The organism is Pseudomonas sp. YY-1, assembly GCF_002843095.1.
In the GTDB taxonomy this organism is placed as follows: Bacteria; Pseudomonadota; Gammaproteobacteria; order Pseudomonadales; family Pseudomonadaceae; genus Aquipseudomonas; species Aquipseudomonas sediminis_A.
Genome location: NZ_PJLX01000019.1, coordinates 42,074 through 63,404, shown reverse-complemented (window position 1 = coordinate 63,404; position 21,331 = coordinate 42,074). Strand labels below are relative to the sequence as shown.

Annotated in this window: 18 protein-coding genes and 2 tRNA genes; 1 reads left to right on the top strand and 19 read right to left on the bottom strand. The window is 60.1% G+C overall.

Going from position 1 to position 21,331, the window contains the following annotated elements:
* Positions 1-256 precede the first annotated feature (256 nt).
* The 15 genes from pnp to rlmE form a co-directional block, all read right to left on the bottom strand.
* On the bottom strand, positions 257-2,362 hold the full coding sequence (gene pnp, locus CXP40_RS21600) for a polyribonucleotide nucleotidyltransferase (protein WP_106735390.1): 2,106 nt from the start codon (positions 2,360-2,362) through the stop codon (positions 257-259).
* A gap of 171 nt (positions 2,363-2,533) precedes the next feature.
* A complete protein-coding gene (gene rpsO, locus CXP40_RS21595; protein ID WP_004424394.1) occupies positions 2,534-2,803 on the bottom strand; it encodes a 30S ribosomal protein S15 in 270 nt (89 codons plus the stop codon).
* Positions 2,804-2,973: 170 nt separating this feature from the next.
* On the bottom strand, positions 2,974-3,894 hold the full coding sequence (gene truB / locus CXP40_RS21590; protein ID WP_106735389.1) for a tRNA pseudouridine(55) synthase TruB: 921 nt from the start codon (positions 3,892-3,894) through the stop codon (positions 2,974-2,976).
* Between the two features lie 3 nt (positions 3,895-3,897).
* Positions 3,898-4,290: a 30S ribosome-binding factor RbfA gene (gene rbfA / locus CXP40_RS21585; RefSeq protein ID WP_004424397.1), complete on the bottom strand. Its 393-nt coding sequence runs from the start codon at positions 4,288-4,290 to the stop codon at positions 3,898-3,900.
* A gap of 109 nt (positions 4,291-4,399) precedes the next feature.
* Entirely contained in the window at positions 4,400-6,886 is a 2,487-nt protein-coding gene (gene infB, locus CXP40_RS21580) for a translation initiation factor IF-2 (RefSeq protein ID WP_106735388.1), read from the bottom strand.
* Positions 6,887-6,913: 27 nt separating this feature from the next.
* Positions 6,914-8,395 carry a transcription termination factor NusA gene (nusA, locus tag CXP40_RS21575; protein ID WP_106735387.1) on the bottom strand — a complete coding sequence of 494 codons (1,482 nt, stop codon included), beginning with the start codon at positions 8,393-8,395 and terminating at the stop codon, positions 6,914-6,916.
* Positions 8,396-8,555: 160 nt separating this feature from the next.
* Positions 8,556-9,014, bottom strand: a complete 459-nt coding sequence (gene rimP / locus CXP40_RS21570) for a ribosome maturation factor RimP (RefSeq protein ID WP_099526098.1) — start codon at positions 9,012-9,014, stop codon at positions 8,556-8,558.
* A gap of 129 nt (positions 9,015-9,143) precedes the next feature.
* Positions 9,144-9,220, bottom strand: a tRNA-Met gene (locus CXP40_RS21565).
* Between the two features lie 97 nt (positions 9,221-9,317).
* A tRNA-Leu gene (locus CXP40_RS21560) sits at positions 9,318-9,403 on the bottom strand.
* Between the two features lie 7 nt (positions 9,404-9,410).
* Positions 9,411-9,788, bottom strand: a complete 378-nt coding sequence (secG, locus tag CXP40_RS21555) for a preprotein translocase subunit SecG (RefSeq protein WP_099526099.1) — start codon at positions 9,786-9,788, stop codon at positions 9,411-9,413.
* A 3-nt stretch (positions 9,789-9,791) separates the two neighbouring features.
* Positions 9,792-10,547 carry a triose-phosphate isomerase gene (tpiA, locus tag CXP40_RS21550; RefSeq protein WP_106735386.1) on the bottom strand — a complete coding sequence of 252 codons (756 nt, stop codon included), beginning with the start codon at positions 10,545-10,547 and terminating at the stop codon, positions 9,792-9,794.
* 65 nt (positions 10,548-10,612) lie between these two features.
* Positions 10,613-11,950 (bottom strand): phosphoglucosamine mutase, encoded by a 1,338-nt coding sequence (gene glmM, locus CXP40_RS21545; protein ID WP_106735385.1) that lies wholly within the window; start codon positions 11,948-11,950, stop codon positions 10,613-10,615.
* 13 nt (positions 11,951-11,963) lie between these two features.
* Positions 11,964-12,815, bottom strand: coding sequence for a dihydropteroate synthase (folP, locus tag CXP40_RS21540; protein ID WP_106735384.1), 852 nt, complete (start codon positions 12,813-12,815; stop codon positions 11,964-11,966).
* A gap of 8 nt (positions 12,816-12,823) precedes the next feature.
* Complete coding sequence (gene ftsH, locus CXP40_RS21535) at positions 12,824-14,737, bottom strand: ATP-dependent zinc metalloprotease FtsH (protein ID WP_106735383.1); 1,914 nt, start codon at positions 14,735-14,737, stop codon at positions 12,824-12,826.
* Positions 14,738-14,908: 171 nt separating this feature from the next.
* The gene (rlmE, locus tag CXP40_RS21530; protein WP_099526104.1) at positions 14,909-15,532 is read right to left on the bottom strand and encodes a 23S rRNA (uridine(2552)-2'-O)-methyltransferase RlmE; all 624 of its coding nucleotides are present in this window, start codon (positions 15,530-15,532) and stop codon (positions 14,909-14,911) included.
* A 90-nt stretch (positions 15,533-15,622) separates the two neighbouring features.
* On the opposite strand from rlmE, the gene yhbY reads away from it, so the two are divergent.
* Positions 15,623-15,934 (top strand): ribosome assembly RNA-binding protein YhbY, encoded by a 312-nt coding sequence (gene yhbY / locus CXP40_RS21525; protein ID WP_017675336.1) that lies wholly within the window; start codon positions 15,623-15,625, stop codon positions 15,932-15,934.
* A 72-nt stretch (positions 15,935-16,006) separates the two neighbouring features.
* On the opposite strand, the gene CXP40_RS21520 is transcribed toward yhbY, so the two are convergent.
* The 4 genes from CXP40_RS21520 to carA are packed head-to-tail and all read right to left on the bottom strand — an operon-like array spanning position 16,007 to position 21,304.
* Complete coding sequence (locus CXP40_RS21520; protein WP_106735382.1) at positions 16,007-16,447, bottom strand: DUF4149 domain-containing protein; 441 nt, start codon at positions 16,445-16,447, stop codon at positions 16,007-16,009.
* Positions 16,425-16,901 carry a transcription elongation factor GreA gene (gene greA, locus CXP40_RS21515; protein WP_099526106.1) on the bottom strand — a complete coding sequence of 159 codons (477 nt, stop codon included), beginning with the start codon at positions 16,899-16,901 and terminating at the stop codon, positions 16,425-16,427. Before greA ends, CXP40_RS21520 begins: the two co-directional genes overlap by 23 nt.
* Complete coding sequence (gene carB, locus CXP40_RS21510; RefSeq protein WP_106735381.1) at positions 16,898-20,119, bottom strand: carbamoyl-phosphate synthase large subunit; 3,222 nt, start codon at positions 20,117-20,119, stop codon at positions 16,898-16,900. The genes greA and carB overlap by 4 nt, the downstream gene beginning before the upstream one ends.
* A gap of 36 nt (positions 20,120-20,155) precedes the next feature.
* Positions 20,156-21,304, bottom strand: a complete 1,149-nt coding sequence (gene carA, locus CXP40_RS21505; protein WP_106735380.1) for a glutamine-hydrolyzing carbamoyl-phosphate synthase small subunit — start codon at positions 21,302-21,304, stop codon at positions 20,156-20,158.
* Between the last annotated feature and the right edge of the window lie 27 nt (positions 21,305-21,331).

Below are 21,331 nucleotides of genomic sequence, written 5' to 3'. Positions count from 1 at the left end.
GGCGCAGCCGGGGCCGAATGGTGGGGTGCCCTTCTCTTTGGTTACTTTCTCTTGGGCAAGCAAGAGAAAGTGACTCGCCCGTAAGGGGCGAAACCCATCAGGCCAGGCGGCGTGCTAATGGAGAGTGTCAAGTCATCGACAGCTAACACGTAATTTCAAGTCCGGTGTCAAACGTATCCTCCCCGCGAGAATGCGAAGAACCAAAAAAGGGCTCCCGCAGGAGCCCTTCTCGTTCGAACAGACCAACCGTGCGTGCTTAGACGCCAGAGGCCTCGGCAGCCGCTACGTCCTTGATCGACAGCTTGATACGGCCGCGGTTGTCCACGTCCAGTACCAGAACCTTCACTTCCTGGCCTTCCTGCAGCACGTCGGTGACCTTCTCCACGCGCTGATCGCTCAGCATGGAGATGTGCACCAGACCGTCCTTGCCCGGCAGGATGTTGACGAAGGCGCCGAAGTCGACGATGCGCTCGACCTTGCCGACGTAGATCTTGCCGATCTCGGCTTCCGCGGTGATGGCCAGTACGCGCTGCTTGGCAGCCTCGGCCGCTTCCTTGGTTTCGCCGAAGATCTTGATCGAGCCATCGTCCTCGATGTCGATCGAGGCCTTGGTTTCTTCACAGATACCACGGATGGTCGCGCCACCCTTGCCGATCACATCGCGGATCTTGTCCTGGTCGATCTTCATCGCCAGCATGGTCGGCGCGTTAGCCGACAGCTCGCTGCGCGATTGGGCGATGACCTGGTTCATCTGGCCGAGGATGTTCAGGCGAGCTTCCAGCGCCTGCTCCAGCGCCTGCTCCATGATCTCTTCGGTGATGCCCTGGATCTTGATGTCCATCTGCAGTGCAGTAACGCCATTGGCAGTACCGGCAACCTTGAAGTCCATGTCGCCCAGGTGATCTTCGTCGCCGAGGATGTCGGTCAGAACGGCAAACTTGTCGCCTTCCTTGACCAGGCCCATGGCGATACCGGCAACCGGCGCCTTCATCGGTACACCAGCGTCCATCAAGGCCAGGGAAGCGCCGCAGACGGAAGCCATCGAGGAAGAACCGTTGGACTCGGTGATTTCCGAAACCACACGAATGGTGTACGGGAACACGTCAGCAGCCGGCAGCATGGCCTGAACCGAACGACGTGCCAGACGGCCGTGACCGATTTCGCGGCGGCCAGTGGCGCCCATACGACCACACTCACCGACCGAGTACGGTGGGAAGTTGTAGTGCAGCATGAAGGGGTCTTTGCGCTCGCCTTCAAGGGTATCGAGCAGTTGCGCGTCGCGAGCGGTGCCGAGGGTGGCAACGACCAGTGCCTGGGTTTCGCCACGGGTGAACAGCGCCGAGCCGTGGGTCTTGTCCAGAACGCCGACTTCGATGTTCAGGCCACGCACGGTGCGGGTGTCACGGCCATCGATACGCGGTTTGCCGTTGACGATGTTCTCGCGCACGGTGCGGTATTCGATTTCGCCGAAGGCTTCTTTGACTTCACCGGCGGAAGGCTGACCTTCTTCACCGGAGAACTTGGCAACGACCTGATCTTTCAGCTCGCCCAGACGCGCATAGCGGTCTTGCTTGATGGTGATGGTGTAAGCCTGGGAAATTGCCTCACCAAACTCGCTACGGATAGCGCTCAGCAGAGCGGTGTTCTCGGCTTTCGGCTGCCAGTCCCAGGTCGGCTTGGCGGCTTCGGCGGCCAGCTCGGTAACAGCCTGGATGACCGATTGGAATTCCTCGTGGGCAAACAGCACGGCGCCCAGCATCTGGTCTTCGGTCAGCTCTTTGGCTTCCGATTCGACCATCAGCACGGCGTCCTTGGTGCCCGCTACGACCATGTCCAGGCTGGAGGCCTTGAGTTGCTCGTAGTTCGGGTTCAGCAGGTAGCCGGTTTCCGGGTGGAAGGCAACGCGCGCAGCACCGATCGGGCCGTTGAACGGGATACCGGAGATAGCCAGGGCAGCCGAGGTACCGATCATCGCAGCGATGTCCGGATCGGTCTTCTTGCTGGTGGAAACCACGGTGCAGATGACCTGCACTTCGTTCTGGAAGCCTTCCGGGAACAGCGGACGGATCGGGCGATCGATCAGACGCGAGGTCAGGGTTTCTTTCTCGGAAGGACGCGCTTCACGCTTGAAGAAACCGCCAGGGATCTTGCCGGCAGCGTAGGTCTTTTCCTGATAGTGCACGGACAGCGGGAAGAAGCCTTTGCTTGGGTCGGCAGTTTTGGCGCCGGTTACGGCGACCAGTACGCTGACGTCGTCGTCAACGGTGACCAGCACTGCGCCGGAGGCTTGACGGGCAATACGGCCAGTCTCGAGGGTAACGGTCGACTGACCGAACTGGAATTTCTTGATTACCGGGTTCACGGTGTTTTCCTTCTCTTTGTTGCCTTGGGGGAAATTGGAAAGAGGCGCGGGAGTCGGACCCGATGCATCCCTCGAAAAGCCAAAAGCTGGAAGCCCAGCGCCACGAGGTGAGGATCACTCCCCACCCGCGACGCCGAACTCCCAGCTTCCAACTTGTGCAGCTCGCGTCTATTAACGACGCAGGCCCAGGCGACCGATCAGGGCGCTGTAACGACTGGTGTCTTTACCCTTCAGGTAGTCCAGCAGCTTACGACGCTGGTTAACCATACGGATCAGACCACGACGGCTGTGGTGATCTTTACCGTTGGCCTTGAAGTGGCCTTGCAGCTTGTTGATGTTGGCGGTCAGCAGGGCAACCTGCACTTCCGGGCTACCGGTATCGCCTTCAGCTTGCTTATAGTCGTTAACGATCTGGGCTTTTTCTTCAACGCTGAGTGCCATGTTGGCTTCCTCTCATCTGGAAACTGCCGAAGCAGTCTCAATAGGCCGGGAATCGCTCCCCGTGTTTTAAAAAGAGGTATGACCGTGCCTACTAACAGCCACCCTCGGAGTACCTGATGACGACATCGTCAGCATCAGGCTTTCAGCCATCTCGGCCGAATCGTTCGGTGCTACGCACCGGTATAAATCAATCGACGCGGGGCAACACGCCCATCGTCACTCACTTCACCGATGCCGATGAAGCGACCATTATGATCCTGCACCCGCACCATACCGAACTTCGGCGCTTCCGGCGCTCGCACTGGCTGCCCTTGCAACCAGTAGAACGCGCTGTGCTCGGAGAACTGCAGCAAAGGCCAGTCCTGCAGACCGCTATCGGCCGGTAGCAGGAAGCGATCCAGCGCCTCGTTGCCACCTTCGGCGTGTGCAGCTTCCAGTTCTTCCAGCGTCACGGTGCGCGTCAAATCGAACGGTCCGGCCTTGGTACGACGCAACTCGGCGACATGCGCACCGCAGCCCAGCAATTGGCCGAGATCCTCGACCAACGTACGAATATAGGTGCCTTTACTGCAATCAACCGCCAGACGGGCCTGCTCGCCTTCGCAGGCCAGCAGTTCCAGGCGCGCAATAGTAACAGAACGCGCTTCGCGCTCCACTACTTCACCCGCACGGGCCAGCTTGTAGAGTGGCTGACCGTCCTTCTTCAACGCCGAGTACATCGGCGGTATCTGTTTGATTTCACCGCGAAAACGCGGCAGTAGTGCCTCGACTTCGGCGCGACCGACGGTCACCGGGCGCCGTTCGATAACATCACCTTCGGCATCACCAGTGGTGGTGGTAACGCCCAACTGAGCGACGGTCTCGTAGCCCTTGTCAGCGTCGAGCAGATACTGGGAGAACTTGGTCGCTTCACCGAAACACAGCGGCAACACACCGGTGGCCAGTGGATCGAGGCTGCCGGTGTGACCGGCCTTCTCGGCATTGAGCAGCCAACGCACTTTCTGCAGCGCGGCGTTGGACGTGAAACCGTGCGGTTTGTCGAGCAGGATGATGCCGTCGACCTTGCGGCGAATACGTTTGACCTGCGCCACGCCTTACTCCTTGGAACCCGCGGTGTCGTCGTGCAGACGATCTTCCGCTACGGCACGCTCGATCAGCGCCGACAGGTGAGCACCGCGCTGGACACTCTCATCGTAGTGGAAGTGAAGCTGTGGCACGCTGCGCAGCTTCATCGCCTTGCCCAGCTGCATGCGCAGGAAGCCGGCCGCGTCATTGAGTACCTTGAGGCTCTCTTTGATCGCCTCGGCGTCGTCCTGCCCCATGACGGTGATGAACACCTTGGCGTGACCGATATCACGGCTGACATCGACGGCGGTGATGGTCACCAGCCCCAGACGCGGGTCCTTGACCTCACGCCGGATAAGCTGGGCCAGTTCGCGTTGCATCTGATCGCCGATACGCTGGGTACGGCTGTAATCTTTGGCCATTTTCTACTTACCTTTACTTCGTCCGCTGTCTATTCGTCAGCGGACTCAAAAGCGGCAAACGCCCGGCCGCGCGAATGCGGGGCCGGGCGTTGCGTGTTGCGACTCGCGATTACAGGCTGCGAGCCACCTGGACTTTCTCGAACACTTCGATCTTGTCGCCGACCTTGACGTCGTTGTAGCTCTTCACGCCGATACCGCACTCCATGCCGTTACGCACTTCGGCGACGTCGTCCTTGAAGCGACGCAGCGATTCCAGCTCACCTTCGAAGATCACCACGTCTTCACGCAGCACGCGGATTGGACGGTTGCGGTAGACGGTACCTTCGATGACCATGCAACCGGCAACCGCGCCAAACTTCGGCGAACGGAATACGTCACGCACTTCGGCGGTGCCCAGAATGTTCTCGCGAACATCGCTGCCGAGCATACCGGTGAGCGCCTTCTTGACGTCTTCGATGATGTCGTAGATGACGTTGTAGTAGCGCATGTCCAGGCCTTCGGCCTCGACGATCTTGCGCGCACCGGCGTCAGCACGAACGTTGAAGCCGAACAGTACGGCATTGGAAGCCAGCGCCAGGTTGGCATCGGACTCGGTGATACCACCGACGCCACCACCGACCACACGTACTTGCACTTCGTCGTTGCCCAGGGTGCTGAGCGAGCCTTGCAGGGCTTCCAGAGAACCACGCACATCGGACTTGAGCACGATGTTGAGGGTTTTCTTCTCTTCCTGGCCCATGTTCTCGAAGATGTTTTCCAGCTTGCCGGCGTGAGCACGGGCCAGCTTGACCTCGCGGAACTTGCCTTGACGGAACAGGGCAACTTCGCGGGCCTTCTTCTCGTCGGCGACCACGGTCATGTCGTCACCGGCATCCGGCGTACCATCGAGGCCGAGAATCTCGACCGGAATGGACGGACCTGCTTCCTTGATCGGCTTGCCGTTCTCGTCGAGCATGGCGCGCACGCGGCCATAGTTGACGCCGACCAGCACCATGTCGCCCTGACGCAGCGTACCGTCCTGAACCAGCACGGTGGCTACCGGGCCACGGCCCTTGTCCAGACGCGATTCGACCACCACACCACGACCCGGGGCCGACGGAGTGGCTTTCAGCTCGAGGACTTCAGCCTGCAGCAGCACGGCCTCGAGCAACTCGTCGATACCGGTACCGGCCTTGGCGGAAACCGGTACGAATGGCGCGTCGCCGCCCCACTCTTCCGGAATCACATCCAGTGCGGCCAGGCCGTTCTTGATGTTGTCCGGGTTGGCTTCCGGCTTGTCCATCTTGTTCACTGCAACCACGATCGGCACACCAGCCGCTTTCGCGTGCTGTACGGCTTCCTGAGTTTGCGGCATCACGCCGTCGTCAGCTGCGACGACCAGGATGACGATGTCGGTCGCCTTGGCACCGCGTGCACGCATGGCGGTAAACGCGGCGTGACCGGGGGTGTCGAGGAAGGTGACCATGCCGCGGTCGGTTTCCACGTGGTAGGCACCGATGTGCTGGGTAATGCCACCCGCTTCGCCGGAGGCCACTTTGGCGCGACGAATGTAGTCGAGCAGCGAGGTCTTACCGTGGTCGACGTGGCCCATTACGGTCACGACCGGAGCACGGGAGAAGGCTTCACCTTCGAACTTCAGCGACTCGGCCAGGGAGTCTTCCAGAGCGGTGTCGCTGACCAGCTTGACCTTGTGGCCCAGCTCTTCGGCGATCAGCTGGGCAGTTTCCTGATCCAGCACCTGGTTGATGGTGGCCGGGGTGCCCATCTTGAACATGAACTTGATGACTTCGGCAGCCTTGACCGACATCTGTTGAGCCAGATCGCCCACAGTGATGGTTTCGCCAATGGCCACATCGCGCACCACCGGACCGGCCGGAGCCTGGAAGCCATGCTGGTTGCGCTTCTTCATCTTCGACTTGCCGCGGCCACCACGACGGAAACCGTCGCTTTCTTCATCGACGCTACGCGGAGCGACGCGCGGAGCAGGCGCCTTCTCCTTGGTAGCAGGGCGATGTTGAGTGTGCTTGCGGTCGCGACGCTCGTCTTCATCAGAACGTGCCTTCTCGGGGCGACGCACTTCTTCTTTCTTGCGCTCGACTTCGATGACCGGAGCGGCAACCAGCGGCTCGCTGACAGGCGTCGGCGCGGCAGCAGGTGCTGCAGTATCGCTAGGGGCAGTGGCAACCTGGCGCTTGGCTTCTTCTTCGGCCTTGCGCTTGGCGTCTTCCTCGGCCTTCAGGCGCTCGGCCTCGGCAGCTGCCTGCTGAGCTTCCAACTCACGCTGCTTCTCGGCTTCGAGCTCTTCCGGGCTGCGCTTGACGAAGGTTTTCTTCTTGCGCACTTCAACACTGATGGTCTTGCTACCAGCAACGCGCAGCGTGCTGGTGGTCTTGCGTTGCAAGGTAATCTTGCGCGGCTCTTCGACCTTGTCGCCGTGACTGCTCTTGAGATGGGCCAGCAGGGCCTGTTTCTCACTATCGGTCACTACTTGTTCGGCACTGTCGTGGGACAGGCCAGCTTCGCGCATCTGCTGCAGCAGGCGCTCAACCGGGGTGTCGACCACTGTGGCCAGTTCTTTCACCGTGACTTGCGTCATGCATCTTTCTCCTCAGGCCGCAACCGCTTATTCGAACCAATGGGCTCGGGCGGCCATGATCAGCTTGCCGGCACGCTCTTCGTCGATGCCGTCGATGTCGAGCAGGTCGTCAATCGACTGCTCGGCCAGGTCTTCACGGGTAATCACGCCGCGCAGCGCAAGCTCCAGAGCCAGCGCCTTGTCCATGCCTTCCAGTTCCAGCAAATCATCTGCCGGATGGGCATCGGCCAACTTCTCCTCGTTGGCGATCGCCTTGGTCAGCAGACGATCCTTGGCCCGTGCACGCAGCTCATTGACGATCTCCTCGTCGAAGCCGTCGATACTGAGCATTTCTTCCATGGGTACGTAGGCAATCTCTTCGAGACTGGTGAAACCCTCTTCAACCAGGACTTGAGCCAGCTCTTCGTCGACTTCCAGCTCGTCGATGAAGGACTGCATGATGTCGCCGGTTTCTGCGTGTTGCTTGGCCTGAATGTCCGCTTCGGTCATCACGTTCAGGGTCCAGCCGGTCAATTGACTGGCAAGACGCACGTTCTGACCGCCACGACCAATGGCCTGGGCCAGGTTGTCTTCGCCAACAGCGATGTCCATGGCATGGGCATCTTCATCGACGATGATTGCAGCCACTTCAGCCGGCGACATGGCATTGATGACGAACTGTGCGGGGTTGTCGTCCCACAGCACGATATCGACGCGCTCACCGCCCAGCTCGCCGGAAACGGCCTGGACGCGCGAGCCACGCATACCGATGCAGGCACCCTGCGGGTCGATACGTTTGTCCTTGGAGCGCACGGCGATCTTGGCGCGCGAACCCGGATCACGGGAGGCGGCCTTGACGTCGATCAGCCCTTCGGCGATTTCCGGTACTTCGATGCGGAACAGCTCGATCAGCATTTCCGGAGCGGTACGCGACAGGATCAGCTGCGGGCCGCGGTTCTCGGTACGAATTTCCTTGAGCAGGGCACGCAGACGCACACCGACGCGGAAAGTCTCGCGCGGGATGATGTCTTCACGAGCCAGCAGCGCCTCGGCGTTGTTACCCAGGTCAACGATGACGTTGTCGCGGGTGACCTTCTTCACGGTGCCGGAGATGATCTCACCCAGGCGCTCGCGGTAGGCGTCTACCACCTGGGCACGCTCGGCCTCGCGCACTTTCTGCACGATGACCTGCTTGGCGGTTTGCGCGGCGATGCGGCCGAACTCGATGGAATCGACCTTCTCTTCGAGCACGGTACCGATCTTGGCGTTGGCCTCAACGGCCTGTGGCATATCCTCGGTCACCTGGTAGGCAGGGTCCTCGAACTCGGACTCGTCGACCACGGTCCAGCGCCGGAAAGTTTCGTAGCTACCGTTCTGACGGTTGATCGACACGCGCAGGTCGACCTCGTCCTCGAAACGTTTCTTGGTGGCGGTCGCCAGAGCCAGCTCCAGCGCCTCGAAAATCACGCCGGCCGGTACACCCTTTTCGTTGGATACCGACTCAACAACCAGCAGTACTTCTTTGCTCATCGTACGCCTCGCCTTTCGCAATCCATTGGTTCTGCGCAGTCCGCGTCACGTTCACGCCATTGGCGCTATCGTCGTGAGCTGCCGCGCTACCTTCGCGCCATCTGTGTCGCTCGCGCTGCGCCGAAAATCAGCAGTTCAGCAGCGCCACAAAATCCGCATATCAATCAAATCGGGGGATGATATTGGCCTTGTCGATCAGGTCGATCGGCAACAGATACTCGTGGTCATCCACCTGAACTACCACGTCCTGCTCCTCCACACCGCGAAGGAGGCCCTGGAAGTTACGACGCCCGTCGAAAGGCGAACGCAGCTTGATCTTCACCTGTTCACCGGCATGCGTCGCAAACTGTTCGATGGTGAACAACGGACGATCCATGCCAGGAGAAGAAACTTCCAGTGTGTACTCCGAGGTAATCGGATCCTCGACATCGAGTACACCACTGAGCTGACGGCTGACGATTTCACAATCATCGATGAGGATGCCATCGGCTTTATCGATATAGACACGCAGCAGCGAATGACGCCCCTGCGACAGGAACTCGATGCCCCAACATTGGTAACCGAGCGCCTCGATTACTGGGGCCAACAAGGCCTGCAACTGTTCTAGCTTGCTCGACACTTAACGGCCCTCGTGCATGCTGTGCAAATAAAAAATGGGCGAAACGCCCATCCCTTCAATCCGCCGTGAATACCAACGGACACTGTCTTTCAGCTAACAAAAAGCCCCTGAAAAGGGGCCTGCTGAAACTGGTTGCGGGGGCAGGATTTGAACCTACGACCTTCGGGTTATGAGCCCGACGAGCTACCAGACTGCTCCACCCCGCGTCAAAGCTGGGCCGGAATTATACGGCCACCCCCTGGCGAGGGTCAACCAAACACTCCAGCAACAAGAAAGCCCGCGAACTGCGGGCTTTCTTGAGTATGGTACCGAGGAGGGGACTCGAACCCCTACAGCCTATGGCCACTACCACCTCAAGGTAGCGTGTCTACCAATTCCACCACCTCGGCAAAACTGTTACTGCTCTGGAGCCTCCGGCACGTCCGAAGCATCAGACGCTGGAACTTGCTCTTCGAGCACCGGCACGTCTTCGACAGCCGGTTTTTGTTGAACTTCCAGAACCGCTGGATCTGGCAGACCAACCTGAGTCAGTGCATCAGCTTTTTCTTTAGCAAAGTACGCTAAACCCAAGCTGGTAATGAAAAAAGCCGCGGCGAGTATACCAGTAAACTTACTCAGAAAGGTAGAGGAACCTTGGCTTCCGAATACAGTTGCCGAAGCACCCGAACCGAACGACGCACCTGCGTCAGCGCCCTTACCCTGCTGCAACAGCACCAGCGCTACAATCCCGATCGCACCCATCAGGTGCAAAACAACAATGACTGTTTCCAGCATTCTTCAGTTTCCTGCAGCGCGACAGATCGCACCGAATTCATCCGCATTCAGAGAGGCACCACCTACGAGCCCCCCATCGATATCCCGCATGCCGAACAACTCGACAGCACTGGCGGCCTTTACACTGCCGCCATAAAGAATTCTCAACCCACTCGCGACACCAGCATCGAGCTGCGCAACTTGCGCGCGGATCGCCGCATGCACTTCCTGAGCTTGCTCGGGCGTAGCGGTCAACCCGGTGCCAATGGCCCACACAGGCTCATAGGCCACTACGGCGTTTTTCAGTGCATCGACACCTAGCGCATCGATCACTGCAGCCAACTGGCCACCCACTACACCCAGCGTTGCATTCGCTTCACGTTGCTCGCGGGTTTCACCAACACAGAGCACGGGAGTCAAACCTGCAGCCTGTACCGCTGCAAACTTGTGTGCGACCACTTCATCGCTTTCGCCCAGAATCAGGCGACGCTCCGAGTGACCAACCAGCACCAGCTCACAACCACCATCGACCAACTGACTGACTGCCAGCTCACCGGTCAAGGCGCCCTGCTCAACTTGAGCCGCGCAATCCTGCGCCCCAATCTTCACCGCCTTACCATTCAGGCCTTCGACGACCTGAGCGATATGCAGACTGGAAGGAAACACTGCAACCTCTACATCCGCAGGCAGCACCTGCTGACGCAACCCTTCGATCAGCTCTGCGACGCTTGCGCGGGTACCGTGCATTTTCCAGTTACCGGCGACTAAGGTGCGACGCATGTTTTGCCTCGTCGATCAAAGAGGGCGCAGATGTTACCCAAGAGCACCCTCGGTAGCAAGCTCAATCAAGCACAGACTTCGGCAACAATCTTAGCCAATTCATCGGCATAGCCGCGAACCGAGCTTTCCTCGTCACCCTCGACCATTACCCGCACCAATGGCTCGGTGCCGGATTTGCGTAGCAGTACGCGACCGCGCCCTGCCATGCTCTCGGTCACACGCGCGCAAGCCTCTTTAACGGACGGATGCTCGAGCGGGTCGAGCGCACCGGAAAACCGCACATTGACCAATATCTGCGGGCATTTTTTCAGATCGCTGCGCGCCTCGACCAGACTCTGGCCACGACGCTTGAGCGCCATCAGCACCTGCAGAGCGGCAATGATCGCATCGCCGGTGGTGGTGTGCTGGAAGCACACCAGGTGCCCAGAGTTCTCGCCCCCAAGTTGCCAATTGCGCGCTAGCAATTCAGCGATCACATAGCGATCGCCCACATTGGCGCGAACGAATGGGATGTTCAGACCTGCCAGAGCCAGCTCCAGCCCCAGGTTGCTCATCAACGTGCCGACCACACCGCCGCGCAGACGATCACGCTCCTGCAGGTCTCGCGCAATGATGAACAACAGCTCGTCACCGTCGACCACCGCACCGTACTGATCGACCATCAGCACACGATCAGCATCGCCATCGAAGGCAATACCCAGGTCCGCCTGCTGCGCGACCACTTCAGCCTGCAACGCAGCGATGTGCGTGGAGCCACAAGCATCATTGATATTGAGCCCATCAGGCTGAGCCGAAATGACCCGAACCTCTGCACCCAGCTCGCGGAATACACTCGGCGCCACCTTGTAGGCAGCACCATGAGCGCAATCGAGGACGATCTTCAGCCCCTTGAAGCTGGTGCCGCTGGGCACGCTGCCCTTGCAGAACTCGATATAGCGCCCCGAAGCGTCGTTGATTCGCGAAGCCTTGCCGATCCCGGCAGACTCGACCACGGTCATCGGCTGGTCGAGTAACTCTTCGATCATCAGCTCGACATCATCCGGAAGCTTGGTACCTTCGCTGGAAAAGAATTTGATGCCGTTATCGTCATGCGGATTGTGCGAAGCACTGATGACGATACCGGCATCAGCCTGGAAAGTACGTGTCAGGTAGGCGATGGCCGGCGTCGGCATCGGCCCGAGCAGTTGCACGTCAGCCCCTGCAGCAGCGAGCCCCGCCTCAAGGGCAGACTCGAACATGTAGCCAGAAATACGCGTGTCCTTGCCGATCAGAATGCGGCACTTACCCTGCTTGCGAAACGCCATGCCAGCGGCCCAGCCGAGCTTGAGCATGAAATCCGGAGTAATGGGAAACTGGCCAACGCGGCCACGAATACCGTCGGTGCCGAAGTATTTTCTAGTCATAACGCTTTCCTTGTTATTGCGCCGCTTCAACCGCAGCGATCATGCGCACCACATCTACCGTTTCGGCGACATCGTGCACACGCAAAATATGTGCGCCCTTGGTCAATGCCAGGGCCGCCAATGCCAAACTACCGTACAGGCGATCGCCAACCTCGTGACCGAGCACCTTACCGATCATGCTCTTGCGCGAAACACCAACCAGCAAGGGCCACCCCAACGCAGAGAGTTCGCCCATGCGCTTGAACAGGGCGAGATTGTGCTCCAGGGTCTTGGCAAAACCAAAGCCCGGATCGAGCAGGATCCGCTCGGCGGGAATACCGGCCGTCGCGCAGGCAGCCATGCGCTCGACGAGAAAATCATGCACCTCTGAGACGATGTCCGAATACTGCGGATCATCCTGCATGTTGCCGGGCTCGCCGCGCATATGCATCAGACAAACCGGCAGACCGGTATCTGCCGCCGCATCAAGAGCACCATCACGCTGCAGCGAGCGCACATCATTGATCAGCCCCGCGCCCAGCCTTGCCGTCTCCCGCATGACTGCAGGCGTCGAGGTATCCACGGAAATGATAACGTCGAGCTCACGGGCGATGGCTTCGACAACTGGCGCAACCCGCTCCAGCTCCTCGGTAGGCGAAACGCTTCGCGCCCCAGGACGGGTGGACTCACCACCGATATCGATCAGCGTCGCACCTGCTGCGACCATCTGCTCGGCATGACGCAGTGCGGCGTCGCGCGCCGTAAAACGCCCGCCGTCGGAAAAAGAATCAGGAGTGACATTGAGGATGCCCATCACCTGCGGACGGGACAAATCAAGAAGCCGGCTACCACAGGGTAGCCGGCTCGGGTGTTGCGCTTGAGACATATGAAACCTTAGTGCTCGGCCGCCGGCCCACCAATGGGCTTTTCAGAGCGGTCTGGCTCGTCGACTTTGGCCTGCGGAGCACCAGAGTCGTCACCACCACCCCAGCCGCGCGGCTCACGGGGCTCGCGACCATTCATGATGTCATCGATCTGCTCAGCGTCGATAGTTTCATATTTCATCAACGCTTCGGCCATGGCATCGAGCTTGTCACGGTTCTCTACCAGCAGCTTCTTGGCCGTGTCGTAGCATTCATCGATGATACGGCGCACTTCCTCGTCGATCTGCTTGGCAGTCTCACCGGAAACATTGCTGGCCTGGCTGCCCATGCTACGACCCAGGAAGACTTCACCTTCCTCCTCCGCATACATCAACGGGCCCAGCTTCTCGGATAGGCCCCACTTGGTGACCATGTTCTTGGCCAGCTGGGTGGCGCGCATGATGTCGTTCGAAGCGCCAGTGGTGACACCATCGAAGCCCAAGGTCATCTCTTCGGCGATACGGCCACCGAACAGCGAGCAGATCTGGCTGATCAAGGCGCGCTTGCTGAGGCTGTAACGATCCTCTTCCGGCAGGAACATGGTCACACCCAAGGCACGCCCACGCGGAATGATGGAAACCTTGTAGACAGGATCATGCTCGGGAACCAGGCGACCGACGATGGCGTGCCCCGCCTCGTGGAACGCAGTATTGAGCTTCTCCTTGTCGGACATGACCATGGTCTTGCGCTCTGCGCCCATCATGATCTTGTCCTTGGCCAGCTCGAACTCCTTCATTTCTACCAGGCGCTTACCGGCGCGAGCGGCGAACAGAGAAGCTTCGTTGACCAGGTTGGCCAGATCAGCACCGGAGAAGCCCGGAGTACCGCGCGCGATGACCGCCGGATTGACGTCGTCGCCCATCGGCACTTTGCGCATGTGCACTTTCAGAATCTGCTCGCGACCGCGGATATCAGGCAGGCCAACGACCACCTGACGGTCGAAGCGCCCAGGACGCAGCAGCGCAGGGTCGAGAACGTCCGGACGGTTGGTGGCAGCGATGACGATAATACCGTCGTTCATTTCGAAGCCGTCCATCTCCACCAGCAGTTGGTTGAGAGTCTGCTCACGCTCGTCATGACCGCCGCCCATGCCGGCGCCACGGTGGCGACCAACAGCGTCGATCTCGTCGATGAAGATGATGCAAGGGGCGTGCTTCTTGGCCTGATCGAACATGTCGCGAACGCGGGAAGCACCCACACCCACGAACATCTCGACGAAGTCGGAACCGGAAATGGTGAAGAACGGCACTTTCGCTTCGCCGGCCACAGCTTTGGCCAGCAAGGTCTTGCCGGTACCCGGCGAGCCGACCATCAGCACGCCACGCGGGATACGGCCGCCCAGACGCTGGAACTTGCCTGGATCGCGGAGGAATTCCACCAACTCGCTGACTTCTTCCTTGGCCTCGTCGCAACCAGCAACGTCAGCAAAGGTGGTCTTGACCTGATCCTCGGAAAGCAGGCGCGCCTTGGACTTACCAAAGCTCATCGGCCCGCCCTTGCCGCCGGCCCCGCCCTGCATCTGGCGCATGAAGAACATGAATACCGCGATGATCACCAGAATAGGGAAGCTGGCGACCAGCAACTGAGTCCAGATGCTCTGCTGCTCAGGCTGCTTGCCTTCGATGACCACGTTGTTGTCGATCAGGTCGCCAATCAGGCCGCCGTCCTGGATCGCCGGACGAATGGTCTTGAAGCCTTCGCCATCGGTACGCTTACCAGTGATCACATAGCCGTCGACGGTGACGCGCTCCACGCGCCCTTCCTTCACCTGCTCGATGAATTGCGAGTAGCTCAGGGTCTGCGGCTCGCTCGGACTGGAGAAGTTGTTCATCACGGTAACCAGCACCGCCGCGATGATCAGCCACAGGATCAGATTCTTTGCCATGTCGTTCAATTAGCTACCCTCTGAAGCAGGCCTCGTGGCGAAGCGGGCTTCCCATGACGACCAATGATATACCGACTAACTTACACCAAACGCCCGCGTCCCGCAGGCGCCGTCTGTAACCCTTTATGAGGTTTCTGCCACTGAGACCGACAGGGTCGATACCAGTTTCAATCACACCCCGCGAAAGCCACGCGCCAGCAGATATTGTTCACGGGAGCGATCACGCGAGGACAGCGGCTTGCGCATCTGCACCTTGTCGAACGTCTCACGCACCTGCTTGTGATAAGCGTCGAAACCTTCGCCCTGGAAGATCTTGATCAGAAAATCACCGCCCGGACGCAATACACGCCCGGCCAGATCCAGCGCCAGCTCGCACAAATACATGGCGCGCGCCTGATCGGCGGTTCTTACCCCACTCATATTGGGGGCCATATCAGAAATAACAAGGTCCACCGGATTTTCGCCGATGGCTTCGAGAATCTGCGCGAAGACCGCGTCATCGGTGAAGTCACCCTGAATGAAGGTGACATCAGGGATGCTGTCCATCTCCAGAATGTCGGAAGCGATCAGCCGCCCTTTGTCGCCAATCACCCGACTGGTGACCTGCGACCAACCGCCCGGTGCCGCGCCGAGATCGACTACGGTCATGCCTGGGCGCAGGATGCGATCCTTCTCCTGGATTTCCAGCAACTTGTAGCTGGCGCGCGAACGATAGCCGTCCTTCTGCGCCATCTTCACGTAAGGATCGTCGAAATGTTCTTTCAGCCAACGCTGGCTGGTCTTGGAACGTGCCACTGAAACCTCTGACTCAACGGGTCATGAATAACTGCGCGGGCTCGGGTAAGATAGGCGCCGTTTTCCAGACCGAATTAGGTACTAACGATTATGCCGCTCACTCAAGAGCAGAAGAAACAATTCAAATCTATCGGCCACCACCTGAAACCTGTATTGATCGTGGCTGACAATGGTTTGACCGAGGGCGTACTGGCCGAGCTGGACCGCGCCCTGAACGATCACGAGCTGATCAAGGTACAGCTGCGCCTCACCGAACGCGAGGATCGCCAGGCCGCCATTGTAGCCCTGTGCGAGAGCGGACGCGCTGAACTGGTCCAGTCGATTGGCAAGGTCGCCCTGCTCTATCGCAAGAACCCCAAGCCGAATCGCAACCTGTCCAACGTCATTCGTTACCAGGGTTGAGGCGCTTCCATCGCGATCACGGGCAAGCACGGCGTGCCCTGATCGCGAATGAATTCGCGCCTGAACGCGTCGTTAGCGCCTGACCGGCGCCCCAGGCACGGGCTGCAGCACCAGCAACAGCCCACAAAATGCCATCACCAGATAGCTGAAGCGCAACCAGTACTCGACCTCAGGCCAGTACTGCAACACAGCAAAGTAGCTCAGGGCCATGGCCGCAACGGTCAGCAGCAGTTGCCCACGCATATCCCGCAACAGACTCGACAGACCCTCACTGCGCAGCAAGGCAAAAGCCTGCAGCGCAACGCATACCGCTGTCAGACCGACCAGTAGCGGCACCAGCCGCGTGGCTATCTCCTGCACCAGCAGCGGCGCCAGGCCAACCTGACCGATAGCTGGCAGGATGACGAATTGCAGCAACCACAAACCGCCAACCCAGAGGGTCTGGGCCAGCTGCCAACTTATGGCAGCCGCCCGCGACGGTTGTTGCGGTTTAGATATGACGGACTTCGACAATCTCGTACTCGATCAGGCCGCTGGGGGTCTGCACCGCCACCACATCACCCTCGCTCTTGCCGATCAGGGCACGAGCGATAGGTGAGCCGACGGAGATCTTGCGCTGCTTGATGTCGGCTTCGTCTTCACCAACGATCTGGTAGGTCACGCTTTCGTCGGTCTCGACGTTGGCGATTTCCACCGTGGTGCCGAAGATCACCTTGCCGGTGTGCTCGATGCTGGTGACGTCGATGATCACTGCGTTCTGCAGACGGCCTTCGATATCACGCACACGCGCCTCGACCATACCCTGCTGCTCGCGCGCGGCATGGTATTCGGCGTTTTCCTTGAGATCGCCCAGCTCGCGGGCTTCACCGATGTCCTGGCTGAGTTTCGGACGCACCACCTTGGTCAGGTGCGCCAGCTCTTCTTCCAGGGCGCGGGCGCCCTGGACGGTCATGGGGTACTTGTTCATGCCTTGATTCCTGCATGCAGATCCTGCAGCCGGCGCACGGTCTTCTCGGGACCGAATTTGAGCGCTTCACAGACCGCCTGCCCCGCCGCGATGGTGGTGGTGCAGTAGATCTTGTGCTGCAGGGCGTTACGACGGATCGAGTAGGAGTCAGCGATGGACTGACGCCCCTCGGTGGTATTGATGATCAGAGTGACTTCATCATTCTTGATCATGTCGACCACGTGCGGACGGCCTTCGGTCACCTTGTTCACGCGGCGTACCGGCAGGCCGGCAGCCTCGATCACCTTGGCGGTACCGGCAGTAGCAACCACCTCGAAGCCCAGCGCGACCAGGTCACGAGCGACCTGAACGGCTTCCGGCTTGTCATCCTCACGTACGCTGATGAACGCGCAACCGGAGTTCGGCAGAATTTCGCTGGCGCCCAACTGGGCCTTGGCGAAGGCTTCGCCGAAGGTGTCACCGACCCCCATGACTTCACCGGTGGACTTCATCTCTGGACCGAGGATAGGGTCGACACCCGGGAACTTGGCGAAGGGGAACACCGCTTCCTTGACGCTGAAGAACGGCGGGATGATTTCCTCGCTGTAACCGGCCTCGGCCAGGCTCTTGCCGGCCATGACGCGAGCAGCCACCTTGGCCAGCGATGCGCCGACGCACTTGGAGACGAACGGCACGGTACGCGAGGCGCGCGGGTTCACTTCGATGACGTAGATGTCCTCGCCCTGCACGGCCATCTGTACGTTCATCAGACCGACCACGCCGAGCTCCAGGGCCATTTTCTTGACCTGCTCGCGGATCTCGTCCTGGATGTGCATCGGCAGCGAGTACGGCGGCAACGAGCAAGCGGAGTCACCGGAGTGCACGCCAGCCTGTTCGATGTGCTGCATGATCGCACCGATCACCACGGTCTCGCCGTCGCACACCGCATCCACGTCCACCTCAATGGCGCAGTTGAGGAAGCGATCGAGCAGCACCGGGCTGTCGTTGGAGACCTTCACCGCTTCGCGCATGTAGCGCTTGAGCTCTTCTTCCTGGTAGACGATTTCCATCGCCCGGCCGCCCAGCACGTAGGACGGACGCACCACCATCGGGTAACCGATGCTCTTCGACAGAGCCAGGGCTTCATCTTCGCTGCGCGCAGTGGCGTTGGCCGGCTGACGCAGGTTCAGGCGCTGCACCATCTGCTGGAAGCGCTCGCGGTCTTCGGCGCGGTCGATGGCCTCAGGGCTGGTGCCGATGATCGGTACGCCCGCTTCTTCCAGGGCGCGGCAAATCTTCAGCGGGGTCTGGCCGCCGTACTGGACGATGACGCCTTTCGGCTGCTCGACACGGACGATTTCCAGCACGTCTTCCAGGGTCACTGGCTCGAAGTACAGGCGGTCGGAGGTGTCGTAGTCGGTGGAGACGGTTTCCGGGTTGCAGTTGACCATGATGGTCTCGTAACCGTCTTCACGCATGGCCAGCGCAGCGTGCACGCAGCAGTAGTCGAACTCGATGCCTTGGCCGATACGGTTGGGGCCACCACCGAGAATCATGATCTTCTCGCGGCTCGACGGATTGGCTTCGCACTCTTCCTCGTAGGTCGAGTACATGTAGGCGGTGTCGGTGGCGAACTCGGCGGCGCAGGTGTCCACACGCTTGTACACCGGCAGCACTTTCAGCTTGTGGCGATGAGCACGCAGGCTCTTCTCGGAAACACCCAGCAGCTTGGCCAGGCGCGCATCGGAGAAGCCCTTGCGCTTGAGCTTGAACATCAGGTCGCGGTCGATGGCCGACAGACCCAGGGTCTCCACGGTGGCCTCGTCCTTGATCAGATCTTCGATCTGCACCAGGAACCACTCGTCGATACGGGTCAGCTCGAACACTTCGGCGACGGTCTTGCCGGCGCGGAAGGCATCAGCCACGTACCAGATACGGTCGGCGCTGGGCACGGTCAGCTCGCGACGCAGAGTGCTTTCAGCCTCCGGGTCGTTCAGGTCGAGCTTCGGATCGAAGCCGGCAACGCCGACTTCCAGGCCGCGCAGGGCTTTCTGCATGGACTCTTGGAAGGTACGGCCGATGGCCATGACTTCGCCCACGGACTTCATCTGAGTGGTCAGGCGGGCGTCGGCTTTCGGGAATTTCTCGAAGGCGAAGCGCGGAACCTTGGTTACCACATAGTCGATGGCCGGCTCGAACGACGCCGGTGTACGACCGCCAGTGATGTCGTTGCTCAACTCGTCGAGGGTGTAACCGACAGCCAGCTTGGCGGCGATCTTGGCGATCGGGAAGCCGGTGGCCTTGGAGGCCAGCGCCGAGCTGCGCGATACACGCGGGTTCATTTCGATCACGACCATGCGGCCGGTGTTCGGGCAGATGCCGAACTGCACGTTGGAGCCACCGGTTTCCACGCCGATCTCACGCAGTACCGCCAGCGAGGCGTTACGCAGGATCTGGTATTCCTTGTCGGTCAGCGTCTGAGCAGGGGCAACGGTGATCGAGTCACCGGTGTGCACGCCCATCGGATCGAAGTTCTCGATGGAGCAGACGATGATGCAGTTGTCCTTCTTGTCACGGACCACCTCCATCTCGTATTCCTTCCAGCCGATCAGCGACTCGTCGATCAGCAGCTCGCTGGTCGGCGACAGGTCGAGACCGCGGGCGCAGATTTCCTCAAACTCTTCACGGTTGTAGGCGATGCCACCACCGGTGCCGCCCATGGTGAAGGACGGACGAATGATGCACGGGAAGCCGACTTTCTCGAGGACGCCGTAAGCGTCTTCCATGCTGTGGGCAATGCCGGATACCGGGCAGGCCAGGCCGATGTCTTTCATCGCCTTGTCGAAGCGCGAACGGTCTTCAGCCTTGTCGATGGTGTCGGCATTGGCACCGATCATCTCGACGCCGAATTTTTCCAGCACGCCGTGACGCTCCAGGTCCAGCGCGCAGTTCAGTGCGGTCTGGCCACCCATGGTCGGCAGCAGCGCGTCCGGGCGCTCCTTCTCGATGATCTTGGCCACGGTGGCCCACTTGATCGGCTCGATGTAGGTGGCGTCGGCCATCGACGGGTCGGTCATGATGGTGGCCGGGTTGGAGTTCACCAGAATGACGCGAAACCCTTCTTCCTTCAGCGCCTTGCAGGCCTGAGCGCCGGAGTAGTCGAACTCACAGGCCTGGCCGATGACGATGGGGCCGGCGCCGAGAATCAGGATGCTTTTGATATCTGTACGTTTTGGCATAGCGGTTACTCGAATCCTTGGGTCAGTCGGCGGGGCTTAACGGCGCTTGGCCATGGCTTCGATGAAGCGGTCGAACAGTGGCGCCACGTCGTGCGGGCCGGGGCTCGCCTCGGGGTGACCCTGGAAGCTGAAGGCGTCCTTGTCGGTACGCTCGATGCCCTGCAGGGTGCCGTCGAACAGCGACTTGTGGATCGGCCGGACGTTGCTCGGCAGGCTGCTTTCGTCCACGGCAAAACCGTGGTTCTGGCTGGTGATCATCACCACGCCGCTGTCGAGATCCTGTACCGGGTGGTTGGCACCGTGGTGGCCATGGCCCATTTTCAGGGTCTTGGCGCCGGAGGCCAGGGCCAGCAGCTGGTGGCCGAGGCAGATGCCGAATACCGGGATATCGGTTTCCAGCACGTCCTTGATCGCCTGGATCGCGTAGTCGCAAGGCTCGGGATCGCCAGGGCCGTTAGACAGGAACACGCCATCAGGATTGAGCGCCAGCACGTCGCTGGCCGGAGTTTGCGCCGGCACCACGGTCAGGCGGCAGCCACGCTCGACCAGCATGCGCAGGATGTTCAGCTTCACGCCGTAGTCGTAGGCGACCACGTGATAAGGCAGTTCGCTGGCCGGAATTTCCGGATGGCTGTCGTCCTTCAGATTCCAGGTGCTTTCGCGCCACTCGTAGCGCTCGGTGCAGCTAACCACCTTGGCCAGGTCCATGCCCTTGAGGCCCGGGAAGCTGCGCGCCAGCTCCAGTGCTTTCTCTTCGTTGGCGTCGTCACCGACCAGAATGCAGCCGTTCTGCGAACCTTTTTCGCGCAGGATGCGAGTCAGGCGGCGAGTATCGATACCGGCGATGGCGACGGTGCCGTTGGCTTTCAGGTACTCGTCCAACGGCTGCTTGTTGCGCCAGTTGCTGGAGATCAGCGGCAGGTCACGAATGATCAGGCCAGCGGCCCATACGCGGTTGGACTCGGCATCTTCCGGCGTGGTGCCGGTGTTGCCGATGTGCGGGTAAGTCAGGGTAACGATCTGCTGGGCATAGGATGGATCGGTAAGGATTTCCTGATAGCCGGTCATGGCGGTGTTGAACACCACCTCTCCAATCGTCTGGCCATCGGCCCCGATGGAATCGCCGCGAAAAATGCTGCCGTCAGCAAGGGCCAAAATGGCAGGTTTGGGGGCTGGCTTAGTCAAGAAGACCTCCGTCTCGATCAAGGCTTG

Excerpts from the sequence above, each read along its gene's own strand:
- rpsO (WP_004424394.1), bottom strand. The coding sequence starts at position 2,803 with ATGGCACTCAGCGTTGAAGAAAAAGCCCAGATCGTTAACGACTATAAG.
- rbfA (WP_004424397.1), bottom strand. The coding sequence starts at position 4,290 with ATGGCCAAAGATTACAGCCGTACCCAGCGTATCGGCGATCAGATGCAA.
- infB (WP_106735388.1), bottom strand. The coding sequence starts at position 6,886 with ATGACGCAAGTCACGGTGAAAGAACTGGCCACAGTGGTCGACACCCCG.
- nusA (WP_106735387.1), bottom strand. The coding sequence starts at position 8,395 with ATGAGCAAAGAAGTACTGCTGGTTGTTGAGTCGGTATCCAACGAAAAG.
- secG (WP_099526099.1), bottom strand. The coding sequence starts at position 9,788 with ATGCTGGAAACAGTCATTGTTGTTTTGCACCTGATGGGTGCGATCGGG.
- tpiA (WP_106735386.1), bottom strand. The coding sequence starts at position 10,547 with ATGCGTCGCACCTTAGTCGCCGGTAACTGGAAAATGCACGGTACCCGC.
- glmM (WP_106735385.1), bottom strand. The coding sequence starts at position 11,950 with ATGACTAGAAAATACTTCGGCACCGACGGTATTCGTGGCCGCGTTGGC.
- folP (WP_106735384.1), bottom strand. The coding sequence starts at position 12,815 with ATGTCTCAAGCGCAACACCCGAGCCGGCTACCCTGTGGTAGCCGGCTT.
- ftsH (WP_106735383.1), bottom strand. The coding sequence starts at position 14,737 with ATGGCAAAGAATCTGATCCTGTGGCTGATCATCGCGGCGGTGCTGGTT.
- yhbY (WP_017675336.1), top strand. The coding sequence starts at position 15,623 with ATGCCGCTCACTCAAGAGCAGAAGAAACAATTCAAATCTATCGGCCAC.
- greA (WP_099526106.1), bottom strand. The coding sequence starts at position 16,901 with ATGAACAAGTACCCCATGACCGTCCAGGGCGCCCGCGCCCTGGAAGAA.
- carB (WP_106735381.1), bottom strand. The coding sequence starts at position 20,119 with ATGCCAAAACGTACAGATATCAAAAGCATCCTGATTCTCGGCGCCGGC.